At 48.9% G+C, this 24,458-nt stretch carries 24 protein-coding genes; 9 read left to right on the top strand and 15 right to left on the bottom strand.

Going from position 1 to position 24,458, the window contains the following annotated elements; genetic code table 11:
• Nucleotides 1-118: 118 nt before the first annotated feature.
• Both Q0882_RS15615 and sfsA read left to right on the top strand, forming a co-directional pair.
• A complete protein-coding gene (locus tag Q0882_RS15615; RefSeq protein WP_299183574.1) occupies nt 119-1,282 on the top strand; it encodes a pyridoxal phosphate-dependent aminotransferase in 1,164 nt (387 codons plus the stop codon).
• Nucleotides 1,282-1,983, top strand: a complete 702-nt coding sequence (gene sfsA, locus Q0882_RS15610) for a DNA/RNA nuclease SfsA (protein ID WP_299183571.1) — start codon at nt 1,282-1,284, stop codon at nt 1,981-1,983. The genes Q0882_RS15615 and sfsA overlap by 1 nt, the downstream gene beginning before the upstream one ends.
• Here the strand turns inward: sfsA and Q0882_RS15605 are convergent.
• Both Q0882_RS15605 and Q0882_RS15600 read right to left on the bottom strand, forming a co-directional pair.
• A complete protein-coding gene (locus tag Q0882_RS15605) occupies nt 1,966-2,292 on the bottom strand; it encodes a Rieske 2Fe-2S domain-containing protein (RefSeq protein ID WP_299183568.1) in 327 nt (108 codons plus the stop codon). The genes sfsA and Q0882_RS15605 overlap by 18 nt on opposite strands.
• Entirely contained in the window at nt 2,293-3,873 is a 1,581-nt protein-coding gene (locus tag Q0882_RS15600; protein WP_299183565.1) for a bifunctional aminoglycoside phosphotransferase/ATP-binding protein, read from the bottom strand.
• 12 nt (nt 3,874-3,885) lie between these two features.
• On the opposite strand from Q0882_RS15600, the gene mrcB reads away from it, so the two are divergent.
• Both mrcB and Q0882_RS15590 read left to right on the top strand, forming a co-directional pair.
• Nucleotides 3,886-6,216 carry a penicillin-binding protein 1B gene (mrcB, locus tag Q0882_RS15595; RefSeq protein ID WP_299183563.1) on the top strand — a complete coding sequence of 777 codons (2,331 nt, stop codon included), beginning with the start codon at nt 3,886-3,888 and terminating at the stop codon, nt 6,214-6,216.
• On the top strand, nt 6,204-6,770 hold the full coding sequence (locus Q0882_RS15590; protein ID WP_299183561.1) for a tetratricopeptide repeat protein: 567 nt from the start codon (nt 6,204-6,206) through the stop codon (nt 6,768-6,770). The genes mrcB and Q0882_RS15590 overlap by 13 nt, the downstream gene beginning before the upstream one ends.
• Before the next feature lie 6 nt (nt 6,771-6,776).
• On the opposite strand, the gene Q0882_RS15585 is transcribed toward Q0882_RS15590, so the two are convergent.
• The 4 genes from Q0882_RS15585 to Q0882_RS15570 form a co-directional block, all read right to left on the bottom strand.
• Nucleotides 6,777-8,621: a VWA domain-containing protein gene (locus Q0882_RS15585; RefSeq protein ID WP_299183559.1), complete on the bottom strand. Its 1,845-nt coding sequence runs from the start codon at nt 8,619-8,621 to the stop codon at nt 6,777-6,779.
• A gap of 10 nt (nt 8,622-8,631) precedes the next feature.
• Nucleotides 8,632-9,447: a CbbQ/NirQ/NorQ/GpvN family protein gene (locus tag Q0882_RS15580; RefSeq protein ID WP_299183556.1), complete on the bottom strand. Its 816-nt coding sequence runs from the start codon at nt 9,445-9,447 to the stop codon at nt 8,632-8,634.
• A 62-nt stretch (nt 9,448-9,509) separates the two neighbouring features.
• Nucleotides 9,510-10,931, bottom strand: a complete 1,422-nt coding sequence (locus Q0882_RS15575) for a cbb3-type cytochrome c oxidase subunit I (RefSeq protein WP_299183553.1) — start codon at nt 10,929-10,931, stop codon at nt 9,510-9,512.
• A gap of 11 nt (nt 10,932-10,942) precedes the next feature.
• Complete coding sequence (locus Q0882_RS15570) at nt 10,943-11,377, bottom strand: cytochrome c (RefSeq protein WP_299183551.1); 435 nt, start codon at nt 11,375-11,377, stop codon at nt 10,943-10,945.
• 237 nt (nt 11,378-11,614) lie between these two features.
• Here Q0882_RS15570 and Q0882_RS15565 point away from each other — a divergent pair, with 237 nt between their 5' ends.
• Nucleotides 11,615-12,322: a Crp/Fnr family transcriptional regulator gene (locus tag Q0882_RS15565; protein ID WP_299183548.1), complete on the top strand. Its 708-nt coding sequence runs from the start codon at nt 11,615-11,617 to the stop codon at nt 12,320-12,322.
• A gap of 3 nt (nt 12,323-12,325) precedes the next feature.
• Here Q0882_RS15565 and Q0882_RS15560 read toward each other — a convergent pair whose 3' ends face one another.
• The 7 genes from Q0882_RS15560 to Q0882_RS15530 form a co-directional block, all read right to left on the bottom strand.
• The gene (locus tag Q0882_RS15560; protein ID WP_299183546.1) at nt 12,326-12,580 is read right to left on the bottom strand and encodes a cytochrome C oxidase subunit IV family protein; all 255 of its coding nucleotides are present in this window, start codon (nt 12,578-12,580) and stop codon (nt 12,326-12,328) included.
• Nucleotides 12,580-13,155 carry a cytochrome c oxidase subunit 3 gene (locus tag Q0882_RS15555; RefSeq protein WP_299183544.1) on the bottom strand — a complete coding sequence of 192 codons (576 nt, stop codon included), beginning with the start codon at nt 13,153-13,155 and terminating at the stop codon, nt 12,580-12,582. Before Q0882_RS15555 ends, Q0882_RS15560 begins: the two co-directional genes overlap by 1 nt.
• Before the next feature lie 97 nt (nt 13,156-13,252).
• Nucleotides 13,253-13,735 carry a CBS domain-containing protein gene (locus Q0882_RS15550; RefSeq protein WP_299183541.1) on the bottom strand — a complete coding sequence of 161 codons (483 nt, stop codon included), beginning with the start codon at nt 13,733-13,735 and terminating at the stop codon, nt 13,253-13,255.
• 184 nt (nt 13,736-13,919) lie between these two features.
• Nucleotides 13,920-14,522, bottom strand: a complete 603-nt coding sequence (locus Q0882_RS15545; RefSeq protein WP_299183539.1) for a hypothetical protein — start codon at nt 14,520-14,522, stop codon at nt 13,920-13,922.
• Nucleotides 14,519-15,802: a glutamate-1-semialdehyde 2,1-aminomutase gene (gene hemL / locus Q0882_RS15540; protein WP_299183537.1), complete on the bottom strand. Its 1,284-nt coding sequence runs from the start codon at nt 15,800-15,802 to the stop codon at nt 14,519-14,521. The genes Q0882_RS15545 and hemL overlap by 4 nt, the downstream gene beginning before the upstream one ends.
• Nucleotides 15,803-15,819: 17 nt before the next feature.
• Nucleotides 15,820-16,449: a thiamine phosphate synthase gene (gene thiE / locus Q0882_RS15535; RefSeq protein WP_299183535.1), complete on the bottom strand. Its 630-nt coding sequence runs from the start codon at nt 16,447-16,449 to the stop codon at nt 15,820-15,822.
• 3 nt (nt 16,450-16,452) lie between these two features.
• Nucleotides 16,453-18,156, bottom strand: coding sequence for a chloride channel protein (locus Q0882_RS15530; RefSeq protein ID WP_299183533.1), 1,704 nt, complete (start codon nt 18,154-18,156; stop codon nt 16,453-16,455).
• 107 nt (nt 18,157-18,263) lie between these two features.
• Here Q0882_RS15530 and argC point away from each other — a divergent pair, with 107 nt between their 5' ends.
• The 3 genes from argC to Q0882_RS15515 all read left to right on the top strand — a co-directional run bounded on the left by argC (nt 18,264) and on the right by Q0882_RS15515 (nt 20,265).
• On the top strand, nt 18,264-19,298 hold the full coding sequence (gene argC / locus Q0882_RS15525) for an N-acetyl-gamma-glutamyl-phosphate reductase (RefSeq protein WP_299183530.1): 1,035 nt from the start codon (nt 18,264-18,266) through the stop codon (nt 19,296-19,298).
• A gap of 62 nt (nt 19,299-19,360) precedes the next feature.
• On the top strand, nt 19,361-19,717 hold the full coding sequence (gene erpA, locus Q0882_RS15520) for an iron-sulfur cluster insertion protein ErpA (RefSeq protein WP_299183528.1): 357 nt from the start codon (nt 19,361-19,363) through the stop codon (nt 19,715-19,717).
• Nucleotides 19,718-19,812: 95 nt separating this feature from the next.
• Nucleotides 19,813-20,265 (top strand): hypothetical protein, encoded by a 453-nt coding sequence (locus tag Q0882_RS15515; RefSeq protein ID WP_299183525.1) that lies wholly within the window; start codon nt 19,813-19,815, stop codon nt 20,263-20,265.
• Here Q0882_RS15515 and Q0882_RS15510 read toward each other — a convergent pair.
• Complete coding sequence (locus tag Q0882_RS15510) at nt 20,262-21,365, bottom strand: anhydro-N-acetylmuramic acid kinase (protein ID WP_366915938.1); 1,104 nt, start codon at nt 21,363-21,365, stop codon at nt 20,262-20,264. The genes Q0882_RS15515 and Q0882_RS15510 overlap by 4 nt on opposite strands.
• A gap of 8 nt (nt 21,366-21,373) precedes the next feature.
• Nucleotides 21,374-22,798 (bottom strand): peptidoglycan DD-metalloendopeptidase family protein, encoded by a 1,425-nt coding sequence (locus tag Q0882_RS15505; RefSeq protein ID WP_299183520.1) that lies wholly within the window; start codon nt 22,796-22,798, stop codon nt 21,374-21,376.
• Nucleotides 22,799-22,964: 166 nt separating this feature from the next.
• On the opposite strand from Q0882_RS15505, the gene tyrS reads away from it, so the two are divergent.
• Complete coding sequence (gene tyrS, locus Q0882_RS15500) at nt 22,965-24,263, top strand: tyrosine--tRNA ligase (RefSeq protein ID WP_299183518.1); 1,299 nt, start codon at nt 22,965-22,967, stop codon at nt 24,261-24,263.
• The last annotated feature ends 195 nt before the right edge of the window (nt 24,264-24,458 follow it).

The raw sequence follows: 24,458 nt of genomic DNA, 5'->3' as shown, positions 1-24,458 counted from the left end.
TAAAGGCGATCTTATTAGGTTTAGTTCAGCCTGTAGCGCTTGTAAATAGGCGGCTGATCGCATCATTCGCCTATGGTCTGAGGTATAATCGAGTTTTACAGTTTGTTCAGGTAGTAAAATGGTATTTCATCCTTCCAGACGCGTATCCGAAATAGAAACCTTCAAAGTCATGGATCTGTTGAAACGGGCAAAACAGTTAGACTCTGAGGGGCATGATGTAGTTCATATGGAGGCGGGAGAGCCCGATTTCGCCACGGCAAAGCCGATTGCTGATGCAGCCAAAGCTGCGATTGATCAGGGGCTGACGCAATATACTCCAGCGGCAGGTATTCCTGAATTACGCGAGGCCATTAGTCAGTGGTACCAGCAGCGATATGGCCTTGATATCGGGGCTGAACGTATTATCGTTACTACGGGTGCATCCAGTGCGCTGTTAATGATATTTTCATTGCTGACCGATGCCGGTCAGTCGATCATGATGGCTGATCCGGGCTACCCTTGTAATCGTCAGTTTTTACGTTTTCTGGAAGCGAAATCATCTCTGGTACCTGTTGATGCGGAACAGAACTTTCAACTGAACGCCGATCTGATTAAGCAAAACTGGAGTGCTGAATCTGCGGGGGTGTTGCTGGCTTCCCCTGCCAACCCTACGGGAGCAGTTGTACACCGTGAAGAGTTGATGGCGATCGCTGCGCAGGTAAAATCTTCGGGTGGATCGCTGGTGGTTGATGAGCTGTATCATGGGCTGACCTATGAGTGTGATACACCCTCTGTTCTGGAGATCGATCCAGATGCGTTTGTGATCAATAGCTTTTCAAAATATTTTGGCATGACCGGATGGCGGTTGGGTTGGTTGGTTGCGCCTGAAGATGCGGCCCCAGAACTGGAAAAGCTGGCTCAAAATCTGATGATCTCTCCTCACACCGTATCGCAATATGCGGCTTTGGTAGCATTCAAACCGGAAACGCTGGATATTCTTGAACAACGTAAAGAGCAGTTTCAGCTCAGGCGAGACTTGCTGGTTTCAGGGTTGCGTGAGTTAGATTTTGATCTTCCAGTGACGCCGGAAGGCGCGTTTTATGTTTACGCGGGCGCACAGAAATTGACCGATAATACCTATGACTTCTGTTGGTCCCTGCTGGAAGAGAATCATATCGCCACAACGCCGGGACTGGATTTTGGCCGTCATCGCTGCAATGAATTTATCCGCTTCTCCTATACCACCGGATTAGATCGTATTCAGTTAGCGCTCGATCGCTTGCAGAAGAGGATTCAAGGTTAATGCGGTTGGATAATCTGATATCAGGGCGCCTGATTAAACGCTATAAGCGATTTCTTGCGGATATGACATTGGATGATGGGCGTGAAGTAACAGCACATTGCCCAAATACCGGTTCAATGAAAAACTGCGCAGACCCTGATAGTCGGGTTTGGGTTCTGGATAGCCAGAACCCAAAGCGAAAGTACCCTTTAGGCTGGGAGATCGTCGAGGTGGAGGAGCGCTTTCTCGCGTGTATCAATACCGGACGGGCGAACAAACTGGTCTGGGAGGCGATCGACTCAGGTGTAATCAGTCAGCTTCAGGGCTACTCTTCAATCCGTCAGGAGGTTAAGTACGGTGAAAACAGTCGTATCGATCTGCTGCTGGAGGATCCTGATAAAGGCCGGGCCTGGGTGGAGGTTAAAAATGTTACTCTGCTCGAGAGCGAGGGCTGGGGGAGCTTCCCTGATGCGGTGACTGCCCGAGGTGCTAAACATCTTCAGGAGCTTTCGCGTATGGTCGAGCAGGGTGATCGGGCGGTTATGCTATTCTGCGTCCCGCATATGGGGATAAATCGGGTGCGGCCCGCGGATCATATTGACCCTGAATATGGCAGGCTATTGCGGTTAGCAATGGACTCTGGTGTTGAAGTTTATGCTTACGGTGCTGAGATCGATCTACAACAGATCTCCCTGGTGCGGGAATTACCCGTATTCGTTTAAGAGTGTTACCTGACCATCTATGAGCGTGAAGGGGACTGAATTTAAATGGTCCTCAACGCAGGGGCCTGAAATGCAGATTCCGGTTTCGATCTTGAACAGGGCTCCGTGAGTAGCGCATTGAATGAAGGTTTTGTCATAATCGAGGAACTGATCGGGTTGCCATTCTAGCGGAATACTTCGGTGTGGACAGCTGTTTTCGTATAGGTAGATTTCACCGCGAAATTTAACCGCGAAGAGCTTTGTCTCTGTCAGTTCAAAACCTTTTGCAGTGCCTTCCGGGATCTCATCAATATGGCATAGTACGGTCATCTAAAAGATCACTTCTTCAATTCTAAGCTGTTCAAGCAGTCGACTGATCGCATCATCATCATCTGTATTGATGGTGACGGTAATGCCTTGCTCTGCTTCTGTCAGAGGTTGTTGATGCTGCATCTGATCCTGCATCACATGGATATCGGCATCCGATGCATCACTGCCCTCAGTGACACGCCGTTTTAACCGGGCTTCAATCAATTTCTGCTCACACTCGCAGCTGATAATTCGGATCGGAATGCCAAGCTTGTTTGCCAGGTCAATATAGCTCTGCCGCGTACGCTGACGAATAAATGTGGCATCGACAACCACGGAGTAGCCGTTGCGAAGTAGTTCGGCACTGGTATCAAACAGGTGGTTGAAGGTGTGGGCGTTCATTTGCGGGCCGTACATATCGAGCTTGGTGCCTTTAAGGCTTAACTCCCGAAACAGGCGTTTACGCTCGACGTCTGAGCGGATTCGGATCGTATCTGTCTGATCGACCAGCTGTTGGCTCAGATGGCTTTTGCCGCTGCCGGATATGCCATGCATCAGGAACAGCACCGGTTTCGGTTTGCGCGAATAGTATTCGGTCAGGCGGAGGTAGCGTCGTAATGTAACCAGATCGTGCATATCCCCAAGCACCGAAACCTTAGCGCGTACCATGGAACGGTAGGCTTTATAAAGGTTGAGAAGTGGCAGGGCCTGATAGTCACCACTCAGCTCCATATACCGGTTCAGACAGCGGTTAGCCCAGCGAAACTCACCATTGGCCTCCAGATCCATCAACAGGAAGGCAAGGTCTGAAATCGTGTCTATCCAGCGAAACTGCAGATTGAACTCTATACAGTCAAACAGACGAAGCTCATCTTTGTATAAAGTGATATTGGCCAGATGGAGGTCTCCATGACACTCCCGTACATGTCCCTGGGCCTTACGTTTTTCAATGAGTGGCGTCAGTTTGCGAAACTGCTGTGCGGTAAAATGTGATAACTTCTGGACCTTATGCCAATCATCCAGCTGCTCGATTGAATCGGTAATATGGAGGAAGTTATCCGATATTACTTCCCAGATGGTTTCAGTTTCACCCCAGGGACTGTCTTTTGCCACAATTGGGATTTCGCTATGGAAGGTTGCGATCTGTTCAGCGAGCATATCGATCCAGATCGGCTCAAATCGCTGATTTTGTAGCAGCAGATCCAGGCGCTGTTCCGGATTGAACTGGCGCATCTGCACCGCATATTCGATAATCTCCTCTCCCTCATGGGGGTTCAGAGTTGGGGTGTCCGGTGTACCCCCGATCGCAATAACTTTCTGGTAGATATCGGGAGCCAGACGCTGATTCAGGCGCAGTTCCTCTTCACAAAAGTGCTGACGCTTCGCGAGCGTGGTAAAATCCAGAAAGCCAAAATCGACAGGCTTTTTAATCTTATAGGCATAATTACCCGTTAAGATCAGCCATGAGATATGGGTTTCTATCACCTCAATCTGTTCGACAGGGTGTGGATAGATTGCCGCATTGTTAAGTGAATCGATAAGCGTCATATGTCCGGTATCGTATGAATTGATACTGAGTTCGTTCGTCTCAAAGGAAGGCATTATACTGAGCCAATGGCAAAAAAGAGAGCACCAAAATCGTCAAGTCGTGGGCAGCGTTCAAAGAAGCCGCGCAGTTTTCTGAAAAAGTTCCTGATTCTGCTTTTCAAATTATCCCTATTGGGCCTCGTGATTGGCGGTATAGGCTTAATCTATCTGGATGTACAGGTCACCACTAAATTCGAAGGTAAGCGTTGGGCTCTGCCGGCGAAAGTCTATGCGCGTCCACTCGAACTCTATCCTGGGCAGGTGCTGGATCGGGCTGCGTTCAAGCAGGAGTTGAAGGGACTCGGGTACCGTTTTGTAAATCAGGCGAATAAGCCGGGCATGGTTGAGTGGGCCTCTTCAAGGGCGCGAGTCTATACCCGGGGATTCAGTTTTCCTGATGGGGATGAACCTGCCAAACGGATGTTGATCTCTTTCAGTGGTAACCGTGTTGCTTCTATTCAGGGCAGTAATGGTCAGTCAGTCCCTCTGAGCCGGTTGGAACCGATCCTGATTGGAGGGATCTATCCACAGGATAATGAGGATCGCGACCTGATTCGTTTGGATCAGGCGCCAGAAGCGTTGCTGGAAGCACTGATCCAGATAGAAGACCGCGATTACTACGATCATTTTGGTGTTTCGCCCAAAGGGATCGCTCGCGCTATGTGGGTGAATATCAAAGCTGGCCGTTTTGTGCAGGGTGGCAGTACGCTCACGCAGCAGTTGATTAAGAACTTTTACCTCACATCGGAGCGAACTTTGGCGCGTAAGCTGATGGAGATCCCGATGGCGGTGCTACTGGATCTGCACTACAGCAAAGAGGAGATTCTTGAAGCCTATCTGAATGAGGTTTATCTGGGGCAGGCCGGTTCGCGCGCCGTACATGGATTTGGTCTAGCCAGTCAGTACTATTTTGCACAACCGATTCATGAGTTAAAACTCCATCAGGTGGCACTGTTGGCGGGCATGGTCAAAGGCCCCTCCTATTACGATCCACGCCGTCACCCTGAGCGGGCAACAGCACGACGAAATCTGGTTTTGAAGGTGTTGCAGGAGCAGGGCGTTATCAGTATGAAACAGCGCTTATCTGCCGAAAAACAGTCACTGGGCGTTGTTAAGCAGCGCAGCTTACACAAGGGGGCTTATCCGGCTTATCTGGATCTGGTGAAACGGCAGCTGCGTGAAGAGTACCCTGAAGAGGTGCTGAACTCTGAAGGGTTGCGTGTTTTTACCAGCCTTGACCCGATGGTGCAGGCAAACAGTGAGCAGGCGTTAAGCAGGACCATTACGACTTTACAGAAACGGTATGGGAAGCCCGTTAGTGAGTTGCAGGGAGGGATCGTCGTAACGGATCCGCAAACGGGCGAGGTTTTAGCGTTGGTCGGGGGGAAGCAGACTCGCTATCAGGGTTTTAACCGTGCGTTGGATGCGCGTCGTCCTATAGGTTCTCTGGTGAAGCCGGCCGTGTACCTGGCCGGATTGGAGCAGGGTTATACACTGGCGACCATTCTGGATGATCAACCGATCAGTGTGTCCTTATCGGATGGCTCCAGTTGGGTGCCGCAGAATTTTGATCGGGTAAGTCATGGTAAGGTTCCGTTTTATCTGGCGCTCGCGAAATCCTATAACCAGAGCACTGCGCAGTTGGGAATGAGCGTCGGCCTGGATAAGGTGATTGATCTGCTAGAACGCCTGGGGGTTGAACGGACGCCGAAACCTTATCCATCTCTGCTACTGGGTGCTGAATCGATGAGCCCGTTTGAGATCGCGAAGGTGTATCAGACTATCGCGGCGAATGGTTTTCGGGCACCGATGCGGGCGATCCGACTGGTGACGGATATCGAGGGTGAGGAGCTATCCCGCTACCCCTTTAAAGTTAAACAGGTGGTTTCGGCCGAGAATATGCACCTGATTCAGTACGCGCTACAGGCTGTGACGCGAGAGGGAACAGGGCGTTATATCTATAATCGTTTGCCGGCTGCACTGAATGTAGCGGGCAAAACGGGCACCAGTAATGATCAACGTGATAGCTGGTTTGCCGGCTTTGCGGGGGACCGTATGGCAGTGGTCTGGTTAGGGTTGGATAATAACGGTAAATTACCATTTACCGGTTCCGGTGGTGCTTTGCGAGTTTGGACCGAGTTAATGGTTAAAGAGCGGCCACACTCCTTTATGGCGACACAGCCAGAGGGGATTGAGTATCATTGGATAGAGGAACAGACTGGATTGCTTTCGGCAGAGCAGTGCCAGGGCGTTCGACAGTTACCGTTCATAATAGGTACAGCTCCGCAGGAATACGCTGAGTGTGCTGATGACCGGCAAAATAACTCTTTGGATTGGTTTAAACGATGGTTCAGGTAAGAGGCGGCTTAAAAGCTGCGGTTGCAGGTGTGATGTTTGTTGGATTGGCTGGTTGTGTCAGTGGAACAGGAGGTTACCGCCCCCCCGTTGAGGATAGAACGGGACAGGGAGGTGTTGTTCAACAAGTGGAGCCTGCTGCAACAGGTGTGGTCGTCCGGCCTGGCGTAATTCGAGAGTCACGAACTGAGCAGACGGTCTCTGTGCCTGTACCTACGGCAAGGACCGTTCAAGCTCAGAATCCGGCAGTGATTGCACTGTTGGACAGCGCCAAGCGGCAGAAACAAAGTGGTTCCATGCAGTCCGCTGAAAGCAGCCTTGAGCGTGCTCAGCGTATCGCACCGCGGGATCCTGAGATCTACTATCATTGGGCTGATCTGCGCCGTCTAGAAGGGCGTTGGCCTCAGGCGGAACAATTAGCCTTAAAAGGTACGAATCTGGCGATTGGTGATGTAGTGATGTTGCGGCGCTTATGGTTGCTGATTGCGGATATTCGGCAAAGTTCCGGTGATCGTTCAGGCGCTCGAGAGGCCCGCCTGAAAGCACAGAGCTATTAGGCTCGTTCAGTGGGGTAAGCTGGTCAGGCGAGCATAAAGCTGAGGTAACTTTCCAGGTAGCTCAGTGGCACGTCTGACCAGAGTGTAGTGATTCCTGCCAAATAGATAGGGCAGGTAATCCTCCCCTTCGTTGTCTATTGTGATACAAAATGGGATTAGCCCTGCCTTACGGGCCTCGCGTATGGCCTCGCGGGTGTCCTCTATTCCATACCTGCCTTCATATTTGTCCAGATCATTGGGTTTCCCATCTGTCAGCAGTAGCAGCAGCTTTTGTTGATTCGGTTGCTCGCTCAATAGCTGCGTTGCCCGGCGAACAGCGGTACCCATTCGGGTGTAATAGCCGGGCTTGATCGCATTGATCTGGCCGCGTACTTTCCCGCCATAAGGTTGCTCAAAACTTTTCAGCGTATGGAAGCGGACATGATTCCGAAATCGTGATGAGAAGCCGTATATTGCAAAACGGTCTCCGGTTTGTTGCAGCGTTTCCCCAAACAGCATAAGACTGTCACGGATGATATCGATGACGCGTGCTTGTTGAGCTACCCAGGCATCAGTGGAGAGCGAGAGGTCCGCTAACAGGAGGCATGCAAGATCACGATGATTCCTCTGGAGTGCCGAATAGAGGTTGGGTTCTGCGACTAAATGCCCCGCAGCCCGCTGTGAGTGGAAGTGACTGTAGGCTTCTAGATCAAGCTCTGAACCCTCCGGTTGCTGTTTAATCCACTGACAGTGCGGACGCAGTGATTGAAACTGGCGGCGTAGACGTTTGGCGCTGTATTGCAGATGGTGAGGTAGTTCTGCAGAGGAGCTGTCATCCGCTTTTGGAGATATAATCTGACAATAATCTGGAATGAGTTCCTGTTTCCGATGGTCCCATTCAGGGAGAAGCAGCGGACCGGAGAGATCGATGTCATCATCTGCTTCGGGTGCCAGATCCAGGTCAAATCGGATCCGTTTTGCGATGGTCTGATTGTCTCTGGCGATGCTGAGTTTTTCCAGATCATCGGCATTTGCATCAGCCGAACTTAGGTCATCTTCCTCCTCTGTTTCACGATTGACCCGAGTCATTTCGGCCAGACTGAATAAACTGGTTTCATAGCGCAGGGCTAACAAACCCCCTTTTTCCTCAGGCATTTCGGTAGGTTCGGCCTGACGTTTCTTCTGCTGTTTGCTCTCCTCACTCTCGCCAGATGAATTTGATCGGCCATCGTCTGTTGAATGCGCTGTGGTAGCGACAGGTTGAGATAAGGGTGGTGATGGATGTAACCAGAGAGGAACCGGAGCCGGATTCAATTTACTCTGTGGGAGGCTCTCTACAGAGCCGGGATTACGCAGCGCCTGTAAAATCACCTGCTCTATCTTTGCATCCATCCCTTTCAGGTGTTTTGCCCTTAAGGGAATCAATGCTTCAAGCAAACAGGTGTAGCGCTGTTTGAGCCCTGGGAATTTTGAAAGAACCCAGTTGGTTTGCTGCTGACTGCGTTTGATCCAACTGCTGTCGGTGTATGAGGGGGCGCAGGCAAGTGCGGCGAGCCAATAGTATAGATCACGGTTCAAAGAGGCCTGTGGATAAACATTGAGTGACTCAGGCAGGCATAAGGTATCTTCGTCACGCCATGCCAGTGCGATGCGTTGATGGCTGCCGGCCAATCTCTGAATCCAGCTACGCTTACTGTCATTGCTGGTTTCTGATGCAGCACGAATCGATAAGCCGGGCTCACCACCCAGCGTACGGAAAAAGATGGCCAGAGGTTTGCGCAACTCTTGTAGCTTGACCGGTTCATGTTGATGGTTTGGATCTGCCAGCTTAGTGATGAACCTGTCCCAGAATTGACCTACCTGTTCTTCCACTGTTTATTCCTCAACAACTGAAGTTTGCACGTACAACTTCCATTAGCGCACTGATGGTATCTTCATCATCGGTTAGAGATTCAACCAGACCAGCCCTGCAGGCTTCAATCGGGTCGAACCCAGCTTTTATCAGTGTGGCGGTATAAACCAGTAAGCGAGTACTTGCTCCCTCTTCAAGATCCATATCTTTTAGGTTTCGTAGTCCAGTGGCCAGGCGTATCAGTCGTTGGCACTGTAGTTTTTCGAGCCCGGTCTCTTCATCCAGAACGGCAAGCTCTTCCTCTGGGGAAAGGTAGTTGAAACTCATGGAGATAAAGCGTTGCCGGGTGCTGGGTTTGAGGCCTTTCATCAGATTCTGGTAACCCGGGTTATATGAGACAACCAGCATAAAATTTCTCGGCGCCTGAAGGAGTTCACCCGTTCTGTCCAGAGGGAGGATACGTCTGTCATCGGTTAGAGGGTGAATTACCACCGTAGTATCTTTTCGCGCCTCAACAACCTCGTCTAGATAGCAGATTCCGCCTTCTCGCACTGCCCGGGTTAACGGGCCATCATGCCACTGTGTTGTGCCGTCGCCGATCAGGTAGCGACCCACCAGGTCTGAAGCGGTGAGATCATCATGGCAGGATACAGTGTAGAGCGGGAGCCCCAGTCTCTCTGCCATATGACTGATAAACCGCGTTTTGCCACAACCGGTCGGGCCTTTGATCAAGACCGGTAGCTGGTGGTGATAGGCATGCTCAAAGAGTTCGATTTCGTTATGTTGGGGAACATAGAACGGCAGAGAGTCCTCTTGACTGATAGGGGTAGGCTTGGTTGATTGCATTATAAATCCCTCAAGGAGAGACCAGCTTATCGAGGCGATAAACTGGTCTGATTAGGCAAGGTTTACTCTGCAGCGGCGTAATCGCGCTGTGTAATTGATTTTGTGTAGTCCTCAACCGCTTCTTGTTCACTGCCGGTAAAGAAACTTTTGATGTACACCACCAGACCGATCAGGAAGACCACGCCAGCAGCTTCACGTAGCCAATAGAAGATCTCAATCTTATCCTGGACTGTCATAAACGGTAGCGGAGTGTCGGTATAGCGCTGCATCCATACCTGCAGAATGCCGGCGCCCGTAAGGAAAAGTGTGATAAATACCATCGACACAGTCATCAACCAGAATCCCCACATCTCCATTACCTGTGCACGGTTGCAGTTAGCAATTCGGCCACGCATCTGAGGTACTGCATATGAGATGATGCTCATAACGATCATTGCATATGCACCGTAGAAAGCCATGTGTCCATGGGAAGCGGTGATCTGTGTTCCGTGAGTGTAATAGTTCACTGGCGCGAGTGTATGCAGGAAGCCCCATACTCCGGCACCGAGAAACGCCATCACGCCGGTACCCATTGCCCAGAGGACCGCGGCCTTATTTGGATGATCGCGGCGACGCTTGTTGACCATATTGAAGGCAAACAGGGTCATCATGAAGAACGGGATAGGCTCAAGTGCAGAGAATATGGATCCTAACCACTGCCAGTATTCAGGAGTACCGATCCAGTAAAAGTGGTGACCAGTACCTAAAATTCCGGTGATCAAAGCCATAGCGATAATCATATAGAGCCATTTCTCGATGACCTCGCGATCGACGCCTGTTGTTTTGATAAGCACAAATGCCAGAATCGCACCAAGGATCAATTCCCAGACACCCTCTACCCACAGGTGTACGACATACCACCAGTAGAATTTATCCCTGACAAGATTATCAGGGTTGTAGAATGAGAACAGGAACATGACGGCGAGGCCGACCAGGCCGATCATCAGAACAGTATTGACCACTGTTTTACGGCCACGAAGTACGGTCATCCCCAGGTTAAACAGGAAGCCCAGCGCGACAATAACTATCCCTGCTTTGGTAATGGTTGGCTGCTCCAGAAACTCACGCCCCATAGTGGGAAGCAGATCATTTCCGGTCAGTTCGGCGAGGCGTGCATAGGGTACCAGCAGGTAACCTGCAACTGTTAACACCCCTGCAATAAAGAATACCCAGAACAGTATCCAGGCCAGCTTCGGGCTGTATAGCTCGGTTTCCGCCTCTTCAGGAACGAGGTAATAAGCTGCACCCATAAAACCAAATAGCAGCCAGACTATCAGTAGGTTTGTATGAACCATGCGGGCAACATTGAAGGGGATCTCAGGAAACAGGAAATCTCCGACAACATACTGTAAGCCCATAATCAGGCCAAAAATTATCTGGCCGACAAACAGGCCCAATGCCGCTATGAAATAGGGCATCGCAACGGATTGAGATTGAAATTTCATAATCGCTACCTTTAACCCTGAATATTTGGAGGCCAGTTACTTGTATTCACTTCAGATGTCCATTTCAGGAACTCTGCGAGCGCTTGTAACTCTTCATCGGTCAGGTTGAACTGCGGCATACTGCGGCGTCCCGGAATACCTTCAACAGGTCGGCTTTTAATAAAACCGACAATGGCAGCCGTGCTGTTGCCAAAGCGTTTGTATACGTTGCCAAGTTCAGGTGCAAAGTAAGCCCCTTCACCCAGTAGGGAGTGACATCCGATACAGTTGTTCTCTTCCCATATCTTTTTCCCAAGAATGACTTCGGGGGTGATGTTTTCCCGATGGTCCCGTTCTGGTAATACCCTCTCTGTGTGGAGGGTGAGGCCAATAAACACCAGAATGAAGAACAAACTGCCTCCATAAAAGATGTTTCGAGCCATAGATTTTGTGAATGTTTCGTTCATGGTCAGGCTCCGATAGACGGATTCTTGTCGTTAGGGGTGTTGATACCCGGATGCAAGTGTCTTGCATTCTCAGTGTGAGGAACTTGAGGAATATCAATTTGAAATAAAAAATATATATAAAATACATCTTTTGGTTTCTGCTCAGGCTAAAATAAAAAAAACAGGTGAACTGATGAGTTATCTGCTTGTAATAATTCGGATCAAAAGCACTTGATCGTAATGAAGAGGTTGGTATTTATGACTACGCCCAGAGGATCAATAACTATTGGGAACCCGTTGCTCGCATGCCTGGGAGCGCACCATCTTTTTAGCTCTTTTGATGCCGCTGGTCTGGAGCGGTTGGCACAGTCATCTCGTCTCGTCGCACTCGAGAATGAAGAGAGCCTGTTTCATCAAGGAAGTGAGGCACACTCATTTTATCTCGTGAAAAGCGGCAGTATAAAATTATTTCGAGTCTCCCCGGATGGTTTGGCTAAAGTGATTGAAGTAGTTAGGCAGGGGGATGCGTTTGCAGAAGCATTGATGTTTCTTGAGCAGAAAGTATACCCGCTAAATGCGGAGGCGATGGGACAGGCAGAGGTGATAGTGATACCCAGTCAGATCTATAAGGAGCTCCTTCTCTCTTCACCTGAATCCGCATTGGGTGTGATGGGGAATATGGCGATGAAACTGCATCGCAGGATCAATGAGATCGAGACGCTGACCCTGCAAAATACACGTCACCGCTTGAGTAACTATCTTTTCGGGCTGTTGCCGGATCCAGCGGCAGAATTCGCAGATATCGTTCTGCCGATGGCAAAGCAACTGATCGCCTCTCAACTAGCTATGCAGCCTGAAACTCTATCTCGTTTAATAAAAGAGATGAAAATTGAGGGCATTATTTCAGTGAAAGGTTCCCGTATACAGGTGCATGATGTAACCCTCTTAAGAACATTCGGGCACTGATAATTAATCAAGTTGTGGAAGAAAAAGAAGACTCCAGATCAGAATGGCTAGTACAGGGCAGTATAGGTGGAGTGAACGGCGAACCAGATGGCTCACTTTGAATAGTTCCATAAAGCCGTCAATGATGAGTGAGGCTTTTAGTGAGGTGAGCATCAGCACTATAGCAACGAGGCCTGGTTGCATCTCAGTTTCTGCCAGATAGAAACTGAGTAGAGTGACCGTGATGAGAATGAACCCGGTTAGATTGGAGGTTTTCATCAGCGAATCACATAAATTAAAGGGAAGAGTAACACCCATACCAGATCAACCATATGCCAATAGCAGATTCCGCTTTCAAGCCCCGTGGTTTCCCCTGGGGGATATGCCTTTTTGAATAAACGGCCGGTAATGAACAGGAGGATGATCATGCCGAGGAGTACATGTAACAGATGGAATCCGGTTAGTAGAAAATAGCCGGTATAGAACGCGTTGCTATCCAGATCAAATCCGACAGTTATCAGTTGGTTGTACTCCCATAGCTTTACGACGACATACACGGAGGCAGCTAGGATCGCGGCAATTAACCAGCAGGCAGCCCGAGTCGGCTGGTTTTGACGATTTGATTCAACGGATTTGACGGCGAACCAACTGGCTGTAATCAATGCCAGAGTATTGATCAGACCCGCTTCGCTATGGAGGGATTGCTGTCCCTCCAGAAAGAGATCCGTATGCGTCAGACGAATCAGGCTAAACAGCAGAAATAGGAGTGCAAAGACTGTCAGTTCAGCAGCGATGAAGATCCACATGGCCAGATCGCCAGGAAGTGGTTTCACGGTTATGGCTTGGTTATACATCTACCCTAATACCCATATGCTATTGCACCACATCTTAGAGGCAGAAATAGCGAATGGACTTGATATTGGCTAACTTTGACAGAAAAAGCTTAAGTGCTTAACTATCCGCGACAAGTTTTAAGATATCGAGTGTGGAAACCGCCCCTTTGATCTGTTCATCTTCGGTGATGAAAATTCGGTGAATCCCTTTTCTATACATGATTGCTGCGAGCTCTGTGACGGGAGTCTCTGCATCGGCTGTGATTATCTCAGGTGTCATAATCTCACTGACTAAGTGATTCATATGCTGGTTGCCCTGAGAGAGTCCGAGTTCATCAGGCGTATAGCCTTCCAGCGTGTTGTAGTAAAACTGTGTTAGCGGATTTTCGCTGATGTTGTGCTTTGGATTGCCATCAAATGTAAGCACGTCACTGATGCTGACGACTCCAATAAAATCCTGACGTGATGAAAGAACAGGGGCGCCGGTTACTTTGTGGCGATTAAAAAAATCTATAAGAGTCTGAATCGACCAGTGTTCGGAGGCGGTCAGCAGTTCATCAGACATGATCTGTTTAGCGATAAGGTTGCTCAGTGTACTCATATAATTAGCCCTGTGATCGATCAAGTAGATCTTTACGATGACACAGGGCTTACGGACAAACCTATATCCCTTAAGGGGTAGTGTTACGCTAAAATTCAATAAAAGTGAGCTGTATCAATTTATTGATTTTAAAAGGTTTTTGCTTTATTTGGGTGCATTGCTTGCACTGGTATGAGGCGTTGGATCACTGTGATTTTTTTGGAGTAAAAGCGAGACTTAGTAAGCCCAGTGACACTCCTAGCGTAACAGAGTAGGTTGCCGGATCGATGGAGTCAGCTATCAATGAGTAGGGACCGTAGATGAATAGGGCTGATGCCAGTGATGCGGCTGCAGCACAGCCCGCAATTCGCAAGGATGAAACGTCACTGCGAAGTACACTGATCAAGATCACAGCGACTGAAAGTGCCGCCATTACCTGGCTGTATAGTGCACCAATATCGCTCCTTCGGCAGAGCTCAAATAGTGCAAACAGCACCAGCAGCCACCTTCCCCATGCCGCTTTTGACCATTCGAATTTCCAGGCGTTATCAAGCAGAGCGCTGGCGATAAGCGGTATCGCGGCATAATAAGCGAGATTATCGAGAATTCTCTGCAGGGTTTGAATGTCCTGATCTGTTTGTTGCAGCAGTAGATTACCCGCTGCTGCACAAGCGATGAAAGCCGCCGAGAGACTGATAACCATACTGGCAGTATGATCATTTTCCTCGCCCGCTTTGTAGCTACGCCCTGCCAGAAACAGGGCGCAGACCAACAGGAAAAGGTAACTGCTGATTAGGATAATACTCATTTCAGATTTGAAAATACCTGATCGGCAGCTGCAATAGTGGCTTCAATATCTTCCTGGGTATGAGCCGCAGAAACAAATCCAGCTTCAAAGGCAGAAGGTGCCAGGTATACACCTTGATCCAGCATGCCGTGGAAGAAACGAGAGAACTTGTCCGCATCACATGCCATTGTCTCTGAGAAGCTGGTGACCTGTTGCTGCTCTGTGAAGAACAGACCAAACATACCGCCGACTCTGCTGGTGGTAAACGGAACCCCATTTGACATGGCAACGGCCTGAAGGCCTTCGGTCAACAGTTCTACTTTAGCGCTGAGCTGCTCGTAGAAGCCGGGTTTGGAAACCGCTTTGAGCATCGCAAGGCCAGCTGCCATTGCCAGAGGGTTTCCAGACAGGGTGCCAGCCTGATAGACCGCTCCCAAAGGTGCGATATGCTCCATAATCTCTTTCTTACCACCAAAGGCGCCGACAGGTAGTCCGCCGCCAATCACCTTCCCTAGGGTGGTCAGGTCAGGTTTAACGTTGTACACAGACTGAGCGCCACCGAGTGCGACGCGGAAGCCTGTCATCACTTCGTCAAAAATCAGTACGCTACCGTATTCATCGCAGACTTCGCGCAGCCCTTCCAGAAAACCAGGAAGTGGTGGAATACAGTTCATGTTGCCAGCAACAGGCTCAACAATAATGCAGGCGATCTGATCCCCTACCTCGGCAAAGGCTTGGCGTACACTATCAATATCGTTATGGGTCAGTGTGATTGTGTGTTCTGCAAGTGATGTAGGAACGCCGGGTGAACTCGGCTCGCCAAGGGTGAGCATGCCGGACCCTGCTTTAACCAGTAAGGAGTCTGAATGGCCGTGGTAGCAACCTTCAAACTTTACGATCTTATCGCGTTTAGTGTAACCACGAGCCAGGCGAATAGCGCTCATGGTAGCTTCGGTACCCGAACTCACCATGCGAACCATATCCAGAGAGGGCATGATTTCACATACTTTATCTGCCATCTCAATCTCAATTTCGGTTGGTGCACCGAAACCAAGTCCATTATCAAGGGAGCTGCGAACGGCATCGATAACGTCACTGTTACAGTGCCCCAGGATCATAGGCCCCCAAGAACCCACATAATCGATATATTTATTGTCATCTTCGTCGAAGAGATAGGCGCCATCACCACGCTTGAAGAAAACCGGAGTTCCTCCAACACCTTTAAATGCACGGACTGGCGAATTTACGCCACCAGGAATATGTCGTTGGGCTGCCTGAAATAGCTCTTCGGAACGGGACATCTTTCTATCTCTCTAAATCAATTAGTAAATTGCTGGTGGAAACGCTTTGCGGTGGCCTGGATATCATTCTGGGCGTAAAGAGCATGAATAACGGCCACCATATCAGCACCGGCGGTCACAATCTGTTCGGCATTATCCACGCTAATGCCACCAATCGCTACTATTGGAAGCTGAATAGAGGCCTTCGCCTGCTGAATGAGCGTAATCGGAGCCGGTGTAGCGTCAGGTTTAGTTTTTGACGGGAAAAAAGCCCCAAAGGCGATATAGTCAGCCCCCTCCAGGGATGCTTCTGTAGCAAGCGCTAAAGAGTCATGGCAGGTCACACCAATGATCGCATCCTCCCCCAGCATCTCCCTGGCTTCCGCTACGGCGCCATCACTCTGACCAAGGTGGACACCTGCTGCACCAATCCCAGCTGCCAGGCCTGCATCATCATTGATCAGAAGAGGGACTTTATAGGTTTGGCAAAGTGTGTTCAGAGCGGAAGCTTGCTGCACCCGTTTTTGAAGGTCTGAAGATTTATCCCGGTACTGGATGACTCGGGCACCCCCTTTGAGGCTGCTTTCGACCCGGCGTAGCAGGGTTTCAGTATCTGGCATTAACTCAGCATCGGTGATCCCATAGAGACCGGTTAGACTGTATTTCATGGATTAACTCTGACGGTAGTAGGCTTCTATCTGGTCGCGGTAAAGCAGACCGATCACATTCGCCTGGTTATCAACAACGCAGAGGGCTTCAACTCCCTCTGCAGTCATCTGATCCAAGGCTTGTTGCAGTGTTGCGTTAGTTTCGATCGGTTTCGTATCCAGACGTAGTGCAGGCATTTTTAACATATCGATATCCTGCTGGGGGTGCGTGGAGGCTCGAACCATAGAGTGAAGATCTCCGGGAGAGAGGAGAATATTTTCATCATTATGGGAGATCATAATCCAGTCTGGATTACCCTCCAGGGCATTGCTGGCACCTTGGCACGATATGATCGGATCGCTTTTTACGAAGTGGGTGGTCATCAGGCTCTGAACTGCTGAACTGTTGAGCACTTGTGTGAGAGGGCGATAGCGATAATCCATCCCCTGTAGCTGCATGCTCGTAACGAAGATGGACGGCATTTTAAAAACGTAACGGGCGATCAGATTTGAGATAACGATTGAGATCATCGCTGGAAAGATAATATTGGGATTGCCGGTCAGTTCCAGTATGGCGACGAGAGCTGCCATCGGGGCATTAGTCACAGCCCCCATCATGCTGCCCATCCCTAAAAGTGCATAAAAGCCTGAGTGGGCGACATCTTCATCGACAGCTCCTGCACCTAAAATGCCAAGCATGCCGCCTGCGACAGCGCCTATAAAGAAAGTCGGGCCGATAAGACCTGCCGGAACCCCCAGGCCGAGCACCACCGGGGTCAGTATGCATTTGGCGATCAGTATGCCTATTAGCAGTCCAAGGCCTATCTGCCCCTGCAGGGCGGCAGCAACAGTGTCATAGCCGACCCCCATAACCTGTGGGTAAAAAACGGCGCAACAACCGGTGAATAACCCCGCTATGATCAGTTTAGAGCGGTAGGTCAAAACTGAATGATCTGACCACTTCATCGTCTCCCGCATCAGGTAGATGAACATTACGGCCAGTAGACCGATAATGCCGCCGAGAAAGGCGACATAAGGTATCTCGCGTAAGGACTCAATATGCATTGAGGGAACAGTAAGTACTAACTCGCTGCCAAACATGAACTGTACGACAAGTGCGCCGGTTGCCGCCGATACCATCACTGGCATGAATCCGATCACCGTGTATTCCAGTAAGACAACTTCCATTGCGAACACTACGCCTGCAAGTGGGGTGTTGAAGGTGGCAGCGATGCCGGCGGCTGTTCCGCAACCTGCTAGAATTCGAAGGGTATTGTTAGGGAGATTCAGTCTCTGTCCAAGTTGGCTGCCACAGGCTGCTCCCAGGTGGATAGCCGGGCCCTCTTTACCGACAGAATGACCAAAGATCAAAGCTGTGGTGGCGACAAGAAATTGCATGATGGCATTGACGAGGGGAAGCTTGCTCTGATGGTACGCCATTCGTTCCATCATGTGAGTTACACCCACTTTTCGGTTGAGCGGTGTTACACGTGAAAGAATAGCGATGAGTAGCAGACTGCCAATGACCGGCAGGAAAAAATGGAACCAGTGAGACAGGCCTTCGAAATTTTCACTTTCGTTACCTGGAAGCAGTTGCGAAAGTGGGTACTCGAGCAGAAAACGAAAGGCTCCCAGCACACCTCCACACAGGAGCCCGCAGAGAATGCCCAGAACAACCATCTGAGGCAATGCTTCGCTGTGCGCCAGGCGATGGCGGAAATGTTCCATGGAAAAAGTATTTCGGAGCATCGTATTGAATTATTTATTAATAGTCATATGGGCTGCTGATTCTGTATTATACGTTACCAGTTTTTTGTCCCTTATGAGAGGTTCCCGTGATTAAGGTCGGTATTGTAGGCGGAACCGGTTACACCGGTGTTGAGTTACTTCGATTATTAGCAAATCATCCACAGGCGAAAGTTGAGGTGATCACTTCCCGATCAGAGGAAGGTATTAGCGTAGCTGATATGTATCCTAACCTGCGAGGTTTGTATGACCTTAAGTTCACCGTGCCTGACGTAAAAACCTTGAGTGGATGTGATGTTGTGTTCTTTGCGACTCCTCATGGTGTGGCAATGAACATGGCTGCAGAGTTGGTCAATAGTGGCACACGGGTAATTGATCTGGGAGCTGATTTCCGGATTAAAGATCTGGAACTCTGGTCTGAATGGTATGGCATGGAACATACTCAGCCGGATATGGCTGAGTTGGCTGTGTATGGATTGCCTGAACTGAACCGTGAGCAGATCAAGAGTGCGCAGCTAATTGCTTGTCCTGGCTGTTACCCAACCGCAACACAGTTGGCGTACCTTCCGCTACTGGAGAACAAACTGATCGATCACCGTCGACTGATTGCGGATTGTAAATCAGGTGTCAGTGGAGCAGGGCGTGGTGCCAAAGTTGGTATGCTGATGTGCGAGGCCAGCGAAAGTATGATGGCTTATGGTGTTCATGGGCATCGTCATCTGCCTGAAATCAAACAGGGATTATCTTTGGTTGCTGAGCGACCGGTTCATCTGACCTTTGTTCCTCACCTGACACCCATGATCCGAGGAATTCATTCGACCTGTTACGGTGTTTTGAAAGACCCGGTAGATCATGATCTGCAGGCGCTGTTCGAAGAGCGCTATGCTGATGAGCCTTTTGTTGATGTCATGCCAGCAGGCAGTCATCCGCAAACACGAAGTGTTAAAGGTGCGAATATGTGCCGTATAAGCATCCATCGTCCGCAAAATGATGACACGGTCGTAGTGCTATCGGTTATTGATAACTTGGTGAAAGGTGCTGCAGGTCAGGCGATCCAGAATATGAATATTATGTTTGATCTGGATGAGAGTGCAGGTCTTCATGTTGTTGGTTTGATGCCATAATACTTGACTGAATTGCTGGGTTAAGGTGATAATTGCGCTCAGTTAATTTGAGTATGGTCCCTATGATAGAAACAGTTGATCCAAATGCAGAAGCGGCAATGGTTTTTACCGCAGCTGCAGCTGCAAAAGTTAGGTCGTTGATTGAAGAAGAGGAAAACGACAGCCTGAAACTACGTGTGTTTATCACAGGTGGAGGCTGTGCCGGTTTCTCTTACGGCTTTACCTTTGATGAAAGTGCAGCAGATGATGATACTGTTGTAGAGAGGGATGGGGTGACGATGGTTGTTGATCCTATGAGCTTCCAGTATCTGGCCGGTGCTGAGGTAGACTTTAAAGAAGGTCTGCAGGGATCGCAGTTTGTTATTAATAACCCTAATGCAACCACAACCTGCGGTTGTGGTTCCTCCTTCTCAATCTGAGTAGGAGAGAATAGGTTGTAAACGGTGTTTATAACCTATTCATATACCTCTAGCTCTGCTATAAGTGAAATGATTGCTTTTGTAGGTAAAAAGGTATGTATCGCACATTCTTTTCTTTTCTTCTCCTTTGCTTCTCTCTAAGTGCTTATGCTGAAACTCAGCAATCTCCTATCTCTCCAGACCTTCAGAGTCCCCGATATCTTGCGCTGATTAAGAAAAATACCCCCAGCGAGGTTGAAATGCTGTTTAAGCGGGCGGGGATGCTGGCTGAGGAAGTTGAAAATCTGAGCACTTATGATCCGATCGTCTTTGTGCTGCATGGCGATGAGGCGCATGCGTTCAGACATAGAAATATGGAACGGTATAAAGATCTGATTAAACTCGCGGAACGCCTCGAAGCGAGTAATGTTATCGATATTCGAATTTGTGAAACCTGGATGAGAATCAATGGGGTTGAGCGTTCCGAGCTTCCCGATTTTGTAGATACCGTTCCCCTTGGGCCTGCTGAGGAGGTTCGATTACGACGAGAAGGCTATCTTTATTTCTAGGCGGGGTGTATCGAGCCGAGTATTCTCTCATGACTGGCGCCCGTGACATCCGGGACGTTGCCGCTTTCTCCATCTAAGCAACGTTTTGCTAGCCAGGCAAATGCAGCTGCTTCCATCCAATCAGCCTCAATACCAAGCTTATCGCTGGTGGATATTTTGATCTGAGGCATCAATAAGCGAAGCCGCTCCAGCATGAATCTGTTGTTGCTTCCACCTCCGCAGACAAAAAGCTCGAACTGTTGACTCGGTACGAACTGGCGGATATTAGATGATATGGACTCTGCCGTGAGCTCAAGTAATGTACGTTGTACATCCGCATCAGAAAGCGTGGAGTGCCCCGCTAATATTTGCTGGACCCAATCCAGATTGAACTGCTCTCTGCCAGTGCTTTTAGGCGGTGCTTCTGAAAAGTAGGGCAGTGATAATAGATCATTAAGCAGTGCTGAGTTGAGTGAGCCTGATCGTGCCCAGTCTCCATGATGGTCGAAAGGTTGTTTCAGGCAATGCATAATCCAGGCATCTGAAAGCACATTGCCAGGTCCTGTATCGAATCCCATGACTGGTTGGTCGATGTTGCATGGGAGAAAGGTTATATTGGCCATGCCCCCGACATTTAAAAGAATTCGATCATCTACGGAGCTTTGCAGTAGAGCCTTATGAAATGCTGGAACCAGTGGTGCGCCCTGTCCTCCGGTGGCCATATCTCGGCGTCTGAAATCAGCTACCGTCGTGATCCTTGTCTGTTCTGCAATGATATTTGCATTACCAATCTGCAGGGTGAATCCACATTCCGGGCGATGCCTGATGGTTTGTCCGTGGCTGCCAATAGCCCTGATCTGCGAGCGATCAATATTGTTATCATCTATCAGTTGGTTTGTAGCATCGGCAAAGAGCTGCCCTAATGCATTATCCGCTATGCCCATCAGATCGATCTCATTGGAACCTGGCTGGGTTAGGGATAGTAGTTTATTCTTCAGCTCTGCAGGGATAATCGCTGACTGTGAGGCTAATAATTGAAAGCTGGGTTCAAAACGGGCGGCGACGATATCAATTCCGTCTAGGCTCGTGCCTGACATGAGACCAATATAAATATTTTTCAGTTTGCTCATTATTGCGTACTTAGCGCTGCGAGTTTTGTCGCTTGATAGGTTTCCAACTGTGCCAGTAGGCTGCTGGCGGTATCCTTGAAAGCTTCAGCATCTCGTTTCTGAATGGGCTTGGCATGAGGGAGCTTAACTGTCAGAGGGTTTTTGTGAACCCCGTTAAGACGGAATTCGTAGTGTAGGTGTGGGCCGCTAGCCAAACCGGATTGCCCAACGAAACCAATAACCTGCCCTTGTTTGATTTTGCTGCCTACACGTTGGTTGCGCTTAAAGCTTTTCATATGTGCATAAAGGGTGGTGATATTTCCGCCGTGTTGGACAATGACAGCATTACCATATCCGCCTTTGCGGCCTCGGAAAATAATCTTGCCATCACCTGCTGCTTTAATAGGTGTGCCAGTACGGGCTGCGTAATCGACACCTTTATGGGCACGGATACGGTTGAGTACAGGATGTTTGCGTTTAAGGCTGAATCGCGAGCTTATACGGGCAAAGTCTACCGGGGAGCGAAGAAATGCTTTGCGCATGCTATAACCTTCAGGTGTGAAATAGTTACTATCACCTTCGGGGTTGGTATAGCGAAGTGCGGTATATTTCTGTCCACGGTTGATAAATTGAGCGGCGATAATAGGGCCTTCGCCTATCTTTTCTCCATCGAGGTAGTGCTCTTCATAAATTAGGCTGAAGCTATCGTTTTTTCTGATATCGAGAACGAAATCAACATCCCAGCCAAAGATGCTCGCCAGCTCCATTATCTTTTTGCTCGATAGTCCCGCCTCTTCACCGGCAAGAAAGAGTGAATCCTGAATAACGCCTTCTGCAAACTGTTGCTTAATAGCCGGTTTACGCAAAACCTCTTCAACTTTAAAACCGTTGTCTGTTTTGTGCAGCCAGGTTGTTTTGAGTGCAGAGTGTATATGGCGGAGTTTATACAGTTCGCCATCTGTTATAAGAAAGGAGAGTGTCTGGCCTGGAAACAGTCGTGTAAATGCTTTGATCTCTCTGCCTGCATTAGCAGCAAGGTAAACATCACGTGCGGTTAATCCCGCTTTTTTAAACATTGTGGTCAGGTTGTCACCGCTACCAATAACATAATCAACCCAGTGTTCATCGGAGGACACGGAAAGAGTGTTGGAACTGCTTGTAGGAGTATCAGCCGTTGTTTCGTTTGCTGCTGGTTTGGTAGCGGCTACAGCAACGGGAGTGCTTTCAAGCTCATTCACAGTAGTTGAGGATTCTAGTACAGGGCTGCCTTTAGTTGCACTGACTGGCTGTGATGGGAGTAGGAGCAGAGTAAGGCTAAGAATAAAGACAGATATGCAGACTGCAATGAGATGGACAGTCGGAAAATTACCGCGGAAAGATGAAAAGCGTGTGAACACCCTGTGCCCCTTGAATGTATGTCGTGGGTTATCGGTTACAAACGTCACATTATGCCACTCTTATATAAAAAAGTCGGCATGGCTGAACAAAACTTGAACAGTGCTTGGTGTGGATCAAATAAATAAACGCAGGAACATATTTGTTTGCAGAGCGTGCTCCCGCTAAAATAGCCGTCTTTTACTAACCTGCCATGATAAAGAGCATATTGAAGCGATGAGCGAAACACTGTTACAAGACTTAAAAGCGCGCGGACTGGTTGCGCAGATGACCAGTGAAGACGAACTGGAAAAACATCTTGCTGACGGCAGTGTGACTCTCTATTGCGGATTCGATCCTACTGCGGATAGCCTTCATATCGGGAGTTTGGTGCCTCTGTTAACCTTAAAGCGTTTTCAGGAATATGGGCACAAACCGCTGGCATTGGTTGGCGGTGCAACTGGTTTGATCGGTGATCCCAGTTTTAAAGCGCAGGAACGAAAACTTAACGATGATTCTACTGTAGCAGGATGGGTCGAAAAGCTTAAAGCACAGGTGAGTGCATTTATTGATTTTGAAGCGGGTGAGAAAAGTGCTGAGGTTGTGAATAACCTGGACTGGACTCAAAACGTCAATGTGTTGAGTTTCTTGCGCGATGTGGGTAAGCATTTCTCTGTAAATCAGATGATTGCTAAAGAGTCCGTAAAACAGCGCATCGATCGTGAAGGGGAAGGGATCTCTTTTACTGAATTTACATACATGATCCTGCAGTCATATGATTTTCAGCAGTTGAATGCTTCTCATAACTGTACCTTACAGATTGGTGGTTCTGATCAGTGGGGCAATATTACGGGCGGCACAGAACTGACACGCCGTATGAATGGTAATCAAGTGTTTGGCCTGACACTGCCATTGATTACGAAATCAGATGGAACAAAGTTCGGTAAAACGGAGTCAGGCACAATCTGGCTGGATGCGAATAAAACATCACCGTATGCGTTCTATCAATTCTGGTTGCAGACCGCAGATGCCGATGTGTATCGTTTTCTGAAATATTTTACTTTCTTGCCTGTTGCTGAGATTGATGCATTGGAAAAAGCAGATGCAGAACGTCAGGGGCGTCCTGAAGCACAGAAAGTTTTGGCAGAAGAGGTTACACGCTTGGTTCATGGGGAATCAGGTCTTATGGCGGCACGACGTATTACTGATGCGCTTTTCTCTGGGGATACATCGGAGTTAAGTGAACAGGATTACGCTCAGATCGCACAGGATGGATTACCTTCATCTGCATTAAAGACTGGTGAGCTGAGTGAAACGCCGCTAACAACACTGTTATCTGAGGCGGGTATGGCGCCAGGTGGTAAACAGGTTAAAGATGCCCTGCAACGTAATGCAGTGATTGTTAACGGTCAGGCACATGGAGTAGAAGATAATATGAATGCTCCACAGGTCTTTGCTGTTGAGAAAGCACTATACGGCAAATACTTCCTCGTGAAGCTGGGTAAAAAGAAACATCATCTTTTTACATTAGGTTAGTGGCTTCAGGTAGAGATAAAAAAAGGGTGATTACGTCAGTAATCACCCTTTTTTTATGTCTGCTGTATAGGGATTAAATAGCGCTGGTTGCGGAGTGAACAGTTTGAGGGTGTTTTTAGCTTTTTTTGAGTTTTTTTGGAATTTTTTAAAGTTAGGTGTTGACGGTGTCTGAGATCTCTGTAGAATTCGCCGTCC

Origin of the sequence: uncultured Neptuniibacter sp. (assembly GCF_947498015.1) — a bacterium.
Taxonomy (GTDB): Bacteria; Pseudomonadota; Gammaproteobacteria; order Pseudomonadales; family Balneatricaceae; genus Neptuniibacter.
This window is presented reverse-complemented; position numbering and strand designations above follow the sequence as displayed.